13 protein-coding genes are annotated in these 13,153 nt (G+C 63.8%); 8 read left to right on the top strand and 5 right to left on the bottom strand.

The window, feature by feature from the left end; genetic code table 11:
* The first annotated feature begins 3 nt into the window (after positions 1-3).
* The 5 genes from pbpC to C4J87_RS03200 all read left to right on the top strand — a co-directional run bounded on the left by pbpC (position 4) and on the right by C4J87_RS03200 (position 4,772).
* A complete protein-coding gene (gene pbpC / locus C4J87_RS03180; RefSeq protein ID WP_124365694.1) occupies positions 4-2,334 on the top strand; it encodes a peptidoglycan glycosyltransferase PbpC in 2,331 nt (776 codons plus the stop codon).
* A gap of 157 nt (positions 2,335-2,491) precedes the next feature.
* A complete protein-coding gene (locus C4J87_RS03185; RefSeq protein ID WP_048723087.1) occupies positions 2,492-2,800 on the top strand; it encodes a MazG-like family protein in 309 nt (102 codons plus the stop codon).
* The gene (locus tag C4J87_RS03190) at positions 2,793-3,542 is read left to right on the top strand and encodes a methyltransferase (RefSeq protein WP_124365695.1); all 750 of its coding nucleotides are present in this window, start codon (positions 2,793-2,795) and stop codon (positions 3,540-3,542) included. The genes C4J87_RS03185 and C4J87_RS03190 overlap by 8 nt, the downstream gene beginning before the upstream one ends.
* Before the next feature lie 24 nt (positions 3,543-3,566).
* On the top strand, positions 3,567-4,169 hold the full coding sequence (locus C4J87_RS03195) for a DUF4136 domain-containing protein (RefSeq protein WP_124361108.1): 603 nt from the start codon (positions 3,567-3,569) through the stop codon (positions 4,167-4,169).
* Positions 4,170-4,214: 45 nt separating this feature from the next.
* Entirely contained in the window at positions 4,215-4,772 is a 558-nt protein-coding gene (locus C4J87_RS03200) for a DUF4136 domain-containing protein (protein WP_124365696.1), read from the top strand.
* Between the two features lie 16 nt (positions 4,773-4,788).
* On the opposite strand, the gene C4J87_RS03205 is transcribed toward C4J87_RS03200, so the two are convergent.
* Together C4J87_RS03205 and C4J87_RS03210 are read right to left on the bottom strand one after the other, a co-directional pair.
* The gene (locus C4J87_RS03205; RefSeq protein WP_124365697.1) at positions 4,789-5,637 is read right to left on the bottom strand and encodes a MaoC/PaaZ C-terminal domain-containing protein; all 849 of its coding nucleotides are present in this window, start codon (positions 5,635-5,637) and stop codon (positions 4,789-4,791) included.
* A gap of 2 nt (positions 5,638-5,639) precedes the next feature.
* Complete coding sequence (locus C4J87_RS03210; protein WP_124365698.1) at positions 5,640-6,992, bottom strand: 3-oxoacyl-ACP reductase; 1,353 nt, start codon at positions 6,990-6,992, stop codon at positions 5,640-5,642.
* Positions 6,993-7,097: 105 nt separating this feature from the next.
* Here C4J87_RS03210 and C4J87_RS03215 point away from each other — a divergent pair, with 105 nt between their 5' ends.
* Together C4J87_RS03215 and C4J87_RS03225 are read left to right on the top strand one after the other, a co-directional pair.
* The gene (locus C4J87_RS03215) at positions 7,098-8,375 is read left to right on the top strand and encodes an acetyl-CoA C-acetyltransferase (RefSeq protein WP_124365699.1); all 1,278 of its coding nucleotides are present in this window, start codon (positions 7,098-7,100) and stop codon (positions 8,373-8,375) included.
* A 215-nt stretch (positions 8,376-8,590) separates the two neighbouring features.
* Positions 8,591-9,487 (top strand): PA4780 family RIO1-like protein kinase, encoded by an 897-nt coding sequence (locus C4J87_RS03225; RefSeq protein ID WP_124361130.1) that lies wholly within the window; start codon positions 8,591-8,593, stop codon positions 9,485-9,487.
* Positions 9,488-9,630: 143 nt separating this feature from the next.
* Here the strand turns inward: C4J87_RS03225 and cueR are convergent, their stop codons facing one another.
* The 3 genes from cueR to C4J87_RS03240 form a co-directional block, all read right to left on the bottom strand.
* Positions 9,631-10,032, bottom strand: a complete 402-nt coding sequence (gene cueR / locus C4J87_RS03230) for a Cu(I)-responsive transcriptional regulator (protein ID WP_124361131.1) — start codon at positions 10,030-10,032, stop codon at positions 9,631-9,633.
* The gene (locus C4J87_RS03235) at positions 10,029-12,221 is read right to left on the bottom strand and encodes a cation-translocating P-type ATPase (RefSeq protein ID WP_124365701.1); all 2,193 of its coding nucleotides are present in this window, start codon (positions 12,219-12,221) and stop codon (positions 10,029-10,031) included. Before C4J87_RS03235 ends, cueR begins: the two co-directional genes overlap by 4 nt.
* Before the next feature lie 140 nt (positions 12,222-12,361).
* Positions 12,362-12,733, bottom strand: a complete 372-nt coding sequence (locus C4J87_RS03240) for a hypothetical protein (protein WP_124361134.1) — start codon at positions 12,731-12,733, stop codon at positions 12,362-12,364.
* Positions 12,734-12,880: 147 nt separating this feature from the next.
* Between C4J87_RS03240 and C4J87_RS03245 the strand changes: the two genes are divergently transcribed.
* Positions 12,881-13,072 (top strand): heavy-metal-associated domain-containing protein, encoded by a 192-nt coding sequence (locus C4J87_RS03245; RefSeq protein ID WP_124361135.1) that lies wholly within the window; start codon positions 12,881-12,883, stop codon positions 13,070-13,072.
* The last annotated feature ends 81 nt before the right edge of the window (positions 13,073-13,153 follow it).

The raw sequence follows: 13,153 nt of genomic DNA on the forward strand, positions 1-13,153 counted from the left end.
CGCTTGAATTTGCGTTTTGTTGCCCGCTGGACACTGGTGAGCCTGTTGTTGGTCATTGCCCTGCTATGGCTGGCCGACCGTATCTGGCCCTTGCCGCTGCCCCAGGACGACCTGGCGCGGGTGGTGTTGGCCGAGGATGGCACGCCGTTGTGGCGCTTTGCCGATGCAAATGGCGTGTGGCGCTATCCAGTGCAAACCAGCGAAGTCTCACCGTATTACCTGGACGCGTTGCTGACCTACGAAGATCGTTGGTTCTATCGGCACCCCGGGGTAAATCCGTTGGCATTGGCGCGGGCGACGTGGCAAAACCTGACCGGCGCACGGGTGGTGTCGGGCGGCAGCACCTTGTCGATGCAGGTGGCGCGATTGCTCGATCCGCATTCGCGCACCTTCCTCGGCAAGTTGCGTCAGTTGTGGCGTACCGCGCAGTTGGAGTGGCACCTGTCCAAGGAGCAGATTCTCAACCTGTACCTGAACCGCGCGCCATTCGGCGGCACGTTGCAGGGCGTGGCGGCGGCCAGCTGGGCTTATTTGGGTAAATCCCCGGCGCAATTGACCCACGCCGAAGCGGCCCTGCTCGCGGTATTGCCCCAGGCACCGAGCCGCTTGCGTCCGGACCGTCACCCGCAGCGCGCCCAGCAGGCCCGCGATAAAGTGCTGCGCCGCCTCGCCGAGTTCCAGGTATGGCCGCAATCGGCGGTGGATGAGGCGCTGGAAGAACCGCTGCTGCTCGCGCCGCGCCTGGAACCGAGCCTGGCGCCGTTGCTCGCGCGCCGCTTGAACCGTCCCGACAGCCCGCCGCTGATCCGCACCACGGTGGATGCCACGTTGCAGCGCCGTCTGGAAGACCTGCTGTTGGGCTGGCGCGCGCGTTTGCCCGAACACACCTCCGCCGCGATCCTGGTGGTCGAGGAGGAGACCATGGCCGTGCGGGCCTACCTCGGCTCGGTGGATATCAATGATGCCAAGCGCTACGGGCATGTGGACATGATCAGCGCGCTGCGCTCGCCCGGTTCCACCTTGAAGCCCTTCCTCTATGGCATGGCCCTGGACGATGGCTTGATTCATTCCGAATCCCTGCTGCAGGACGTACCGCGACGCTACGGCGATTACCGGCCGGGCAATTTCTCCATGGGCTTTACCGGGGCGGTGCCGGCGAGTACGGCGCTGTCCAGTTCGCTGAACCTGCCGGCGGTGCAATTGCTGGAAGCCTACGGGCCGAAACGCTTTGCCGCGCAGATGCGGATCGGCGGCATGCCGCTGGCGTTGCCGGCGTTGGCCGAACCGAACCTGGCGTTGATCCTGGGCGGCGCGGGCAGCCGCCTGGAAGACCTGGTCAGCGGCTACAGTGCGTTCGCCCGCGACGGCAAGAGCGCCACCCTGCGCTTGCAGCCGGATGACGCGCTGAGGGAGCGGCCATTATTGTCGCCGGGAGCGGCCTGGATCGTGCGGCGTATCCTCAGCGGCCAGGCGCGCCCCGACCGCGACCCACGGGCCGAACTCGTGCAACGCCCGACGCTGGCCTGGAAAACCGGCACCAGCTATGGCTTTCGCGATGCCTGGGCGATTGGTGTCGGCCCGCGTTACCTGATCGGCGTCTGGATCGGTCGACCCGACGGCACGCCGGTGCCAGGGCAGTTTGGCCTGGCGTCTGCGGCGCCATTGATGTTGCAGGTGCATGACGTGCTGGCCAACCGCGACAGCCAGCGCGGCATCAGCGCACCCGTCAAGCCGGTGCCGGCCAATGTCGGCGTGGCGGCCATCTGTTGGCCGCTGGGCCAGCCGATGAGTCGCAGCGATCCCAATTGCCGTCGCCAGCGCTTTGCCTGGACCCTGGACAACACCACGCCGCCGACCTTGCAGGCGCTGGACCAACCCCTGAGCGTGGGGTTGACGGAAAACCTTTGGGTCAACGCCAAGGGGTTACGCGTGGATGCCCATTGCCCCGGCGCCGAAGCGAAAAATATCGCCCTGTGGCCGGCGCCGCTGGAGCCTTGGTTGCCCAGGGCGGAGCGCCGCGAAGCGCGCATTCCGGCAGCCGACCCGGATTGCCCGCCGCCGGCCCTGGCCGCCGCTTCGCCGTTGTCCATTGTGGGCGTGCGCGAGGGCGATCAACTGCGTCTGCCCGCTGCCAGTCAACAGGCGCTACGCCTGAAAATCTCCGCCCTGGGCGGGAGCGGGCGGCGGTGGTGGTTTCTTAACGGGGCGCCTTTGGGTGACAGTGCCAACCAGGATTTCATCAATGCCAGTTTCGAGCGATTGGGCCGTTATCAACTGAGTGTTCTGGATGAGGCGGGGCAAACTGCCAGGCTTGAGTTCAGTGTGGTTGATTAGGGCCTCATCGGGGGCAAGCCCCCTCCCACACTGGACCGTGTTCACAAAACAAATGTGGGAGGGGGCTTGCCCCCGATGGCGTCCTCAAGCCCACCACCGCTATTCACTTGCCTTCAATCTCCATCCCCCTGAAGCTATACCCATTCAGGAGCCCCCAATGAACCTCGAACACCTCACCGAACGCCTGCACCGCATCCGCGATACCAACGATTGGAAGCAGTTCCACAGCCCGAAAAACCTGGCCATGGCCGCCAGTGTGGAAATGGCCGAACTGGTGGAGATCTTCCAGTGGCTGAGCGAAGACCAGTCGCGCCAATTGCCCGCCGATAAGCTGGCTCACGCCGGCCAGGAAGTCGGCGACATCGTGCTGTACTTGCTGTTGCTGTGCAGTGAGCTGGGCCTGGACATGAACGAGGTGGTGCGCGCCAAACTGGCCGACAGCGAGCGGCGGTTTGCCCATGAGTGATCGGCATTTCGACCAGTTGGCCACGCGTTTTGCCGAGAAGATCTATGGCGGCGCCAAGGGCGCGATTCGCCTGGCGGTGTTGCAGGCCGATCTTACCGAAGCCTTGCCGGACCGCCCGTTGCGCGTACTGGATATCGGCGCGGGGTTGGGGCATATGTCGCTGTGGTTGGCCGAACGCGGCCATCAGGTGACCCTGGCCGAGCCCGCCGAGCCTATGCTCGAAGGCGCACGCCAGCGCTTCGCCGAGGCCGGGCAGAACGCCACGTTCATCCACGCGCCCTGGCAAGACTTGCTCGGCCAACTCACCGAGCCCTACGACCTGGTGCTGTGCCATGCGGTGCTCGAATGGCTGGCCGAACCCCATGCGATCCTGCCGGTGCTGCACCAGTTGACGCTGCCCGGCGGCTGGCTGTCCCTGGCGTTTTACAACCGCGACGCGCTGATCTACCGCAACCTGCTCAAGGGCCACTTTCGCAAGATGCGCAAGAACGATATGGCCGGCGAAAAGCAGAGCCTCACACCGCAGCAGCCGCTGGACCCGCGGGAATTGGCGGCGCAACTCGAAGGGCTCTGGCAGGTCGAAAGCCAAAGTGGCGTGCGCGTGTTCCACGACTATATGCCGGTGGAATTCCAGGCGCGTGCCGATCTGCAGGATTTGCTGGAGATGGAGCTCGCTCACCGTCGTCACCCAAGCTTTGCCGGACTTGGGCGTTATTTGCACTGGGTGTGCCGTCCGGTTTAAGCGGCCCAGTCTGCGGAGGTCGAAATGCGTCGTCTCGGTTTGCTCCTGTTGTCTCTCGGGTTAGGCGCCTGTTCCAGCCCTAACCCTTATGTGGCCGCTTCGGCGCCGATCCCGCCGGCCCCGGCGCAAGCGGCCACGACCTTCGATGCCAGTGCCTACCCGGCGCCGGTGCGCGACTATGGTGCCTACCGCAATTGGGCCTGGCGTAACGGCCAGTTGCCGGCCGGCACCGCGTGGGCGGATTCAGCCCAGGTGGCCGAAGCGGTCAGCGGCGCACTGGACCAGCGCGGCCTGCGCCCGTTGCACGACAATCGCGCGCCCGACCTGTTGGTCAGCGCCGATGTGCGCCTGGAGAAACGCCTGCGGCAAGTCCAGGATGACTATGGCTACGGCTATGGCGGCTACAACCGCTATGGCAATGGTTACGGCATGTACAACTCGGTGCCGATGGTGCGTACCTATGAAGTGCAGGTCGTGGTGGTGCGGGTCAACCTGTTCGATGCCCGCAGCGGCCAGCCGGTGTGGAGCGCCAGTGCGGAAACGGGCAGCCAGGGCAGCCTCAGCGAGCGTGCGGATGCGCTGCGCCAGGCGGTGCAGAAGGCACTAACGGCGTATCCTCCGCGTTAACCGCTATTCTCATTTAAAGCCTGGACCGAACGTTGGAGAGCCATCATGTTTCGTCGTATCGCTACGCTTGCCGTTGTGCTGCTGCTGGGCGGTTGCCAGAGCAACCAGGTCAACCACGATTTTGACGCCAACCGCGACTTTGCCGCCTACCGTCACTGGGCCTGGAAGGAGCCGGCGCTGCAATACCGCCCGGATGACCCGCGCATCAAGAGCGACCTCACCGAGCAACGTATCCGCCAGGCCGTGGGCGAGCAGCTTGACCAGCGCGGCCTGCGCCCAGCAGCGCCCGGCACCAAGGCTGACCTGAATGTGCAGGCCTACCTGATCGTCGAAGACCGCCAGCAGCAGGTCTCCACCAACTACGGCGGTGCCTGGGGCGGGCCATGGAACGGCTATTGGGGCGCGCCGATGTACAACGAAACGCGCAACATCACTTACAAGGTGGCGACCCTGCAGATCGACCTGCTCGACGGCAAGGACGGCAAGCTGGTGTGGCGTGGCAGTGACGAACAAATCATGGCCAGCTCGCCGAACCCTCAGGACCGCAGCGCGGCCATTCGCAACACCGTGAGCAAGATCCTCGCTAACTACCCGCCGCGTTGACGGACAGTGCTGTGTTTCAGGCGATCGGCCGCCACTTTCCGAGCAGATGCTGGATATCTCCCGCGCCGTTCAACACCAACTCGCCAGTTGAACCGGCGCCGCTGGTCATCAGAATCACTTCGCTGGGCAGGCGCACGGGTTTCTTGAATTCAACGGCTATTTCGACATTGGCCACCGGCAGTTGCGCGCCCATGGCCGCCAATGTGCGGGCCTTGTTCCACAACCCGTGGGCAATGGCCTGGGGAAAGCCGAAGAGCTTGGCGGTCATTGCGCTGAGATGAATCGGATTGTAATCGCCGGACACGCGGGCATAACGGCGACCGATATCGGCAGGCGCTTTCCACCGCGTGAGCTCGGTGAGGGCCGCGTCAATTACCAGCGTGCGTTCCTCGGCCTCGCCCTCAAGCTTTACGCCCCGGCACAACATCGTGCTTTCAGCTTCCCAGAGCAGCCCAAGGGCATCCTCGACCACGGTCACCACATCGAAGGTCGCGCCTTTGGCATGGGGCTTGAGGTTGCATGTGTACACCCCGACGGTCAGCTCACTCACACTGCCCAGGGGCCGATGCAGGCGGATGCGGTTGCTCAGGTGGATCAACCCCAGCAACGGAAACGGGAATGCCTGGTCGGTCAGCAGTTGCATCTGCAGGCCGAACGCGAGGATATGCGGATAGGTCGCCGGCAGCATCGGGCTGTCAGCGAAGCCGCAAACCTTGCGGTACGCCGCTACAGCCCTGGGGTCGACGCGAACCTGGCAGCGCAGGCCGTGCTCGGGCAGTGCGCTGCCGGTGATCTTGCGCTTGAGCGCCGCACGCCAGTACAGCGGCGGTAGATACGGCGTGCTGTCCAGTGTCTGCCATTGCATATTCACGCTCCCAGAAGACTTTGCCCACACACCCGCAGCGCCTGGCCGCTGACGGCGCCCGAACCCGGCTGGCTCAGCCAGGCCACGGCTTCGGCCACGTCCTGCGGCACACCGCCCTGGCCCAGGGAACTCATGCGGCGCCCGGCCTCGCGCAGGGCGAACGGAATATGTGCGGTCATCCGGGTTTCGATAAAGCCGGGGGCGACGGCATTGATGCTGATCCCGCGCGTTTGCAGCAGCGGTGCCCATGCCTGGGCCAAACCGATCAGCCCGGCCTTGCTCGCCGCATAGTTGGTTTGCCCGCGATTGCCGGCAATGCCGCTGATGGAAGCCAGCAGCACCACGCGGGCATTGTCGCGCAGGGTGCCGCTGTCGAGCAGCGCCTTGGTCAGCACCTGCGGCGCATTGAGATTGACCGCCAGCACCGCGTCCCAGTATTCCGGGGTCATGTTGGCCAGAGTCTTGTCGCGGGTGATACCGGCGTTGTGCACCAGGATATCGAGGCCGTCCGGCAAGTGTTCGATCAACTGGCCGGCGGCATCTTCGGCGCAGATATCCAGCGTGAGGGTGCGCGCATTCAAGCGGGCGGCCAGGGCGTCGAGGTCGGCCTTTGCTTGGGGCACATCCAGCAGGATCACCTCGGCGCCATCGCGGGCCAGGGTCTCGGCGATGGAGGCGCCAATACCACGCGCAGCGCCGGTCACCAGGGCTTTGCGCCCGGCCAACGGGCGTGTCCAGTCTTCGACCGGCGTGGCGCAGGCCTGCAGGCGAATCACCTGCCCGGAGATATAGGCGCTTTTGGGCGACAGGAAAAACCGTAGCGCGCCTTCCAATTGGTCCTCGGCACCCTCGTCCACCTGCAGCAACTGCAGCACACCGCCGCTGCGCAGTTCCTTGGCCAGCGAGCGGCTGAACCCTTCCAGGGCGCGCTGGGCGCTGGCGGCGAACGGGTCACTGAGGCTTTCCGGCGTGCGGCCAAGGATCACCAGGTGGGCGCTGTGAGCGAGGTTTTTCAGCAAGGGCTGAAAAAATTCACGTAGCTGCTTGAGTTGATCGGTGTGCTGCAAGGCGCTGGCGTCGAAGACCACGGCCTTGAGCTTGGGACCGTGGCCTGGAATCCACGCCGGCGCGTCCAGCGCTTCGGCACCGTAGCTGTAGACGGCATCGGTGAGTTTGTTGGCAAACGGCAACACTTTAGTTGCCAGCGTGCCACCGCCCAGCAGCAGTGCACCTTCCACCGGGCGCATGCGCCCGGCTTGCCAGCGTTCCAGGCGTACCGGCGACGGCAGGCCAAGGGCGGCGACCAGGCGATGGCCGAGGCTGGAGTTGGCGAAGTCGATATAACGGTCTGACATGGAACGCTCTCCGAAGACTGGGGTTCAAAAGGTGGACCATCCCAGGGTAGCAGTCGTTCGACTAGGCTCACTGATCACGCCCATAACAGACAGAGGGAGCTTTCCATGACTCAATTGCGCCGTGTGGCGATCATTGGCGGTAATCGCATTCCTTTCGCCCGCTCCAATGGCCCCTACGCCACGGCAAGTAACCAGGCGATGCTCACCGCTGCCCTGGAAGGCCTGATCGAACGTTTTAACCTGCACGGCCTGCGCCTCGGCGAGGTGGCCGCCGGCGCGGTGCTCAAGCATTCCCGCGATTTCAACCTCACCCGCGAATGCGTGCTCGGCTCGCGCCTGTCACCGCAAACCCCGGCCTACGACGTGCAGCAGGCCTGCGGCACCGGGCTTGAGGCGGCGTTGCTGGTGGCCAACAAGATTGCCCTGGGCCAGATCGAATGCGGTATTGCCGGCGGGGTGGACACCACCTCCGATGCGCCGATCGGCGTCAATGAAGGCCTGCGCAAGATTTTGCTGCAGGCCAACCGCAGCAAGTCCATGGTGGATAAACTTAAAGTCTTGTTACAACTTCGTCCGCAGCACCTCAAGCCGGAACTGCCGCGCAACGGTGAGCCGCGCACCGGCTTGTCCATGGGCCAGCACTGCGAGCTGATGGCGCAGACCTGGCAGATTCCTCGCGCCGAGCAGGACCAACTTGCCCTGGAGAGCCACCAGAAAATGGCCGCCGCCTACGCCGAAGGCTGGCACAACGATTTGCTGACGCCGTTTCTGGGGCTGACCCGCGACAACAACCTGCGCCCTGACCTGACCCTGGAAAAACTCGCCGCGCTCAAGCCTGCTTTCGAGCGCAGTGAAAAGGGCACGCTCACCGCCGGCAACTCGACGCCGCTGACGGACGGCGCCTCGCTGGTGCTGCTGGGCAGTGAAGCCTGGGCCAACGAGCGCGGCTTGCCGATCCTCGCGTACCTGCGCGATGGCGAAGCGGCGGCGGTGGATTTCGTCCACGGTGCCGAAGGCCTGCTGATGGCGCCGGTGTACGCCGTACCGCGTTTGTTGGCCAGGAACGGACTGACGCTGCAGGACTTCGATTACTACGAGATCCACGAAGCATTCGCCGCCCAGGTGTTGTGCACGCTCAAGGCCTGGGAAGATGCCGACTATTGCCGCACGCGCCTGGGCCTGGATGCGCCGCTGGGCGCCATCGACCGCAGCCGTCTGAACGTCAAGGGCAGCTCCCTGGCCGCCGGGCACCCGTTTGCCGCGACTGGTGGGCGCATCGTCGCCAACCTGGCCAAGTTGCTGGATGCAGCAGGGAAAGGGCGTGGGCTGATTTCGATCTGTGCGGCGGGGGGCCAAGGCGTTACGGCGATCATTGAACGATGAACGAGGCTTGACGAATCCCCTTGTAGGAGCGAGCTTGCTCGCGAAAGATGTCAACGATAACGCGTGCATCCTGGATAAACGCGTCGCTTTTGAGTTCTTCGCGAGCAAGCTCGCTCCTACAGGAAATTGCGGTAGCCTCTCCCTCCAACGAGTGGATTGCCGTATAACGAGTGCCACACGCGTGTTTGGTAATACAGGACCCACAATAAAAGCTGATGAAGACTCCTAAACGCATTGAACCCCTGATCGAAGACGGTCTGGTCGACGAAGTGCTGCGCCCACTGATGAGTGGTAAAGAAGCAGCTGTTTATGTGGTGCGCTGCGGCAACGAATTGCGTTGCGCCAAGGTTTACAAGGAGGCGAATAAAAGAAGCTTTCGTCAGGCGTCCGAATACCAGGAAGGCCGTAAGGTCCGTAACAGCCGTCAGGCCCGGGCCATGGCCAAGGGCTCCAAGTTCGGCAAGAAAGAAACCGAAGATGCCTGGCAGAACGCCGAAGTAGCGGCGTTGTTCCGCCTGGCCGGTGCGGGCGTTCGCGTGCCCAAGCCGTACGACTTTCTTGAAGGCGTGCTGTTGATGGAACTGGTCGCCGACGAGTATGGCGATGCGGCGCCACGCCTGAACGACGTGACCTTGGAGCCGGACCAGGCGCGTGAATACCACGCCTTCCTGATTTCCCAGATCGTGCTGATGCTGTGTACCGGGCTGGTGCACGGTGACCTGTCCGAGTTCAACGTACTGCTCACGCCAACGGGCCCGGTGATCATCGACCTGCCCCAGGCAGTGGATGCAGCGGGCAACAACCACGCATTCAGCATGCTGGAGCGGGATGTGGGCAACATGGCTTCCTACTTCGGGCGCTTTGCCCCGGAGCTGAAGAAGACCAAGTACGCCAAGGAAATGTGGGCGCTGTATGAAGCCGGTATCCTGCACCCGGCCAGCATCTTGACCGGTGAGTTCGACGAGCCGGAAGAACTGGCGGATGTGGGCGGTGTGATCCGCGAGATCGAAGCGGCGCGGCTGGATGAAGAGCGCAAGCAAGCGAATCGCGCGGCAGATGATGCCCCACCCACCAAGACCGCCGAAGAACCGCCGCCGCCTTGGATGCAGTGATTTCCCGGCACATGGAGATCGAAGTGTGGGAGGGGGCTTGCTCCCGATAGCGGTGGTTCAGTCAATATTTACAGTGACTGATACACCGCCATCGGGAGCAAGCCCCCTCCCACATTTAGTTTTTTGGTGAGTCAGTTGGAATATCAGGTGCAGCAACTGCCGGAGGCCAATTCCTTGAGGATCGGGCAATCCGGTCGGTGGTCGCCCTGGCAGTGCTCCACCAGGTCTTGCAACGTGTCGCGCAGTTGCGCCAACTCGCGGATTTTTTGATTCAGCTCATCGATATGCTGGCGCGCCAAGGCTTTCACGTCGGCGCTGGCCCGTTGTCGGTCCTGCCACAAGGTCAGCAGTTTGCCGACCTCTTCCAGTGAAAACCCCAGGTCGCGCGAGCGCTTGATGAACGCCAGGGTGTGCAGGTCGTCTGCGCCATAGATGCGATAACCGCTGTCGGTACGGTGGGCTGCCTTGAGCAGACCGATGGATTCGTAGTAGCGAATCATCTTCGCGCTCAGCCCGCTCTGGCGAGCGGCTTGGCCGATATTCATGGGCGTTGATCCTCCAAGTCCTTGGGTTTCCAGGTTTTCAACAGCAACGCATTGCTCACCACACTGACGCTGGACAACGCCATCGCCGCGCCTGCCAGCACCGGGTTGAGCAGGCCGAAGGCGGCCAGGGGAATGCCGATCACGTTATACACAAAGGCCCAGAACAGGTTCTGGCGGATTTTCGCGTAGGTCTTGCGGCTGATCTCCAGGGCCGCCGGCACCAGGCGCGGGTCGCCGCGCATCAGGGTGATGCCGGCGGCGTGCATGGCCACGTCGGTGCCGCCGCCCATGGCGATGCCGATATCGGCGGCGGCCAGGGCCGGTGCGTCGTTGATGCCGTCGCCGACCATGGCCACCACGCCGGTTTTTTTCAGTGCGGTCACGGTAGCGGCTTTGTCGGCGGGCAGCACTTCGGCGTGTACATCGTCGATGCCCAGCGCCTCTGCAACCACCCGCGCGCTGCCGCGATTGTCGCCGGTAAGCAGGTGGCTGCTGATGTGCTGCGCCTTGAGTTGCTGCACGGCCTGCTGCGCGCCGGGCTTGAGCGTGTCGCCGAATGCGAACAGCCCCAGCACGCGCGGGCTTGCGCCTTGCTCGATCAGCCAGGACAAGGTACGCCCCTCGGCTTCCCATGCCGTCGCGCGCTGACTCAACTGGCCCGCGCTGAGGCCGGCCTCTTCCAGCAGACGCCGATTGCCCAGGGCCAATGGCCGGCCATCAAGGGTACCGGCGATGCCGCGCCCAGTCAGGGACTGGCTGGCGCTGACATCGGCCACGCTCAGCCCGCGTTCGTCACAGGCGTCCAGCACGGCCTTGGCCAGCGGGTGCTCGCTGCCGCGCTGCAAGGCCCCCGCCTGTTGCAGCAGTAACGATTCGTTGCCATCCAGCGCCGCCAAATGGGTGATTTTCGGCGTGCCCGAAGTGAGGGTGCCGGTTTTATCGAAGACTACGGCGCTCACCCCATGGGCATGCTCCAGGACCTCGGCATCCTTGATCAGAATGCCGTGGCGCGCGGCAACGCCGGTGCCGGCCATGATCGCCGTCGGCGTCGCCAGGCCCAAGGCACATGGGCAGGCGATCACCAGTACCGCGACCGCATTGATGATTGCGCTCTCCAGCGGCGCGCCGTACAGCCACCAGCCCGCCAGGGTGAGCAATGCCAGTACCAGCACGGTCGGGACGAATACCTGGCTGACTTTATCCACCAATTTCTGGATCGGTGCCTTGGCGGCCTGGGCGTCTTCGACCAGGCGGATGATCCGTGCCAGCACGCTTTCCGCTCCCAGGGCCCGGGTACGCACCAACAGGCGGCCTTCACCGTTGATCGCGCCGCCAGTAACCGTATCGCCGGGCCGCTTCGGCACCGGCAGGCTTTCGCCGCTGATCAGTGCTTCGTCGGCATGGCTTTGGCCGTCGACCACTTCGCCATCCACCGGAAAACGTTCGCCTGGCTTGACCAGCACCAGGTCACCGAGCGTAAGCGTGTTGATGGCGACCTCTTCCTCGCGCCCCTCCAACACGCGGACCGCCCGCTCAGGGCGCAAGGCTTCGAGGGCGCGTATGGCGCTGGCGGTTTGGCGCTTGGCGCGGCTCTCCAGGTATTTGCCCAGCAGCACCAGGGCGATCACCACGGCCGAGGCTTCGAAGTACAAGTGCGGCGCGGGTTGGGTGAGCCATTGATAGACGCTCAAGCCGTAACCGGCGCTGGTGCCGATCGCCACCAACAGGTCCATATTCCCCGCACCGGCGCGCACGGCTTTCCACGCGGCACTGTAGAACCGCGCACCGAGGATCAATTGCACCGGCGTCGCCAGGGCGAACTGGACCCAGGCGGGGAGCATCCAGTGCACGCCGAAGGGTTCCACCAGCATAGGCAGTATCAGGGGCAACGCCAGCACGATCGCGAGCATCAGCGCCCAGCGCTCGTGGTGCAGGCGTTGGGCTTGATTGGCCTGGGTGGCGGTTTCGCTCTGGGGCAGGGTGGCGGTGTAGCCGGCTTTTTCGACAGCGGCGATCAATACGCCGGGATCCAGTTGGTGGAGTCCTTCAACGTGGGCACGTTCGTTGGCCAGGTTGACGCTGACGCGTTGCACCCCCGGCACCTTGCCCAGCGCACGCTCCACACGGCCGGCGCAACTGGCGCAGGTCATACCGCTGATGGGCAGGTCAAACGTGGTGGGTCCATTCATGGGGCAGTCCTCCAGAAGACGATGCTCCTAGGATCAACCTTGACCTGTGGGGAAGGTCAAGCGCGATCGTTCCCACGCTCTGCGTGGGAATGCATCCCCATGAGGCGTCCCCACGCGGAGCGTGGGGACGATCGGCGGCTTCAGTATTCCAGCGTGGCGGCTTTGAGGTACATACCGTCCGGGCCTTGGGCGATACGCAGTTTGCGTACATCGCCGGCCTTGAGTGTGATGTTCTGTGCCGGCGGTGCCAGCATGCCCGGCAAGCAGCCCGGTGTCTGGCCCGGCAGCAGCTTGAGGCGCAATGACACATCGCCCGGCGGCAAATTGAAGGAGGTGGCTTGTTCCTGGAACAGGCGCCCGGCCAGTTGGTCCTGAATGTAGAGGCCGATCTCACAGTTGGTCGGCACTTCCAGGCGCTCGCGGGAAATGATCAGCACCGCATAGTCTTCAGCGGCGGGCGCAACGGCAGAAAAACTCATCAGGCCGGCAAGGGCAAAAATCGACCAGCGCATGGCGAATGCTCCGTGGTTCACTTCTATTGAAGGTGAAGCTTGGCCGACGTCGCCACCGAATACCAGCCCGGCCGACGTTTCTGAAACTTGACCTTGCCATCATGCCAAGGTTGAGACTGCGTTCAACCTCATTAAAGGAGACATGTCATGCAAGTATTCAAGGTGCAAGGAATGACCTGCGGCCATTGCGTTCGTGCGGTGACCCAGGCGGTGCGCAGCCAGGATGCAGATGCCGAGGTCACGGTGGACCTTGCGGCCAAGCAAGTCAGTGTCCAAAGCAAACTGGACCGTGAAGCGATCGCGGGCCTGATCAAGGAAGAAGGCTACACAGTCGTCTGATTCTCGATAGTTAGCGAGCTATCTTAATGTTCAAGACGCCCAAGCGCGGCTAGACTGTCGGGCTGCCGACTCACTTGGGTG

This window comes from Pseudomonas sp. R1-43-08, from assembly GCF_003852255.1.
Classification (GTDB): domain Bacteria; phylum Pseudomonadota; class Gammaproteobacteria; order Pseudomonadales; family Pseudomonadaceae; genus Aquipseudomonas.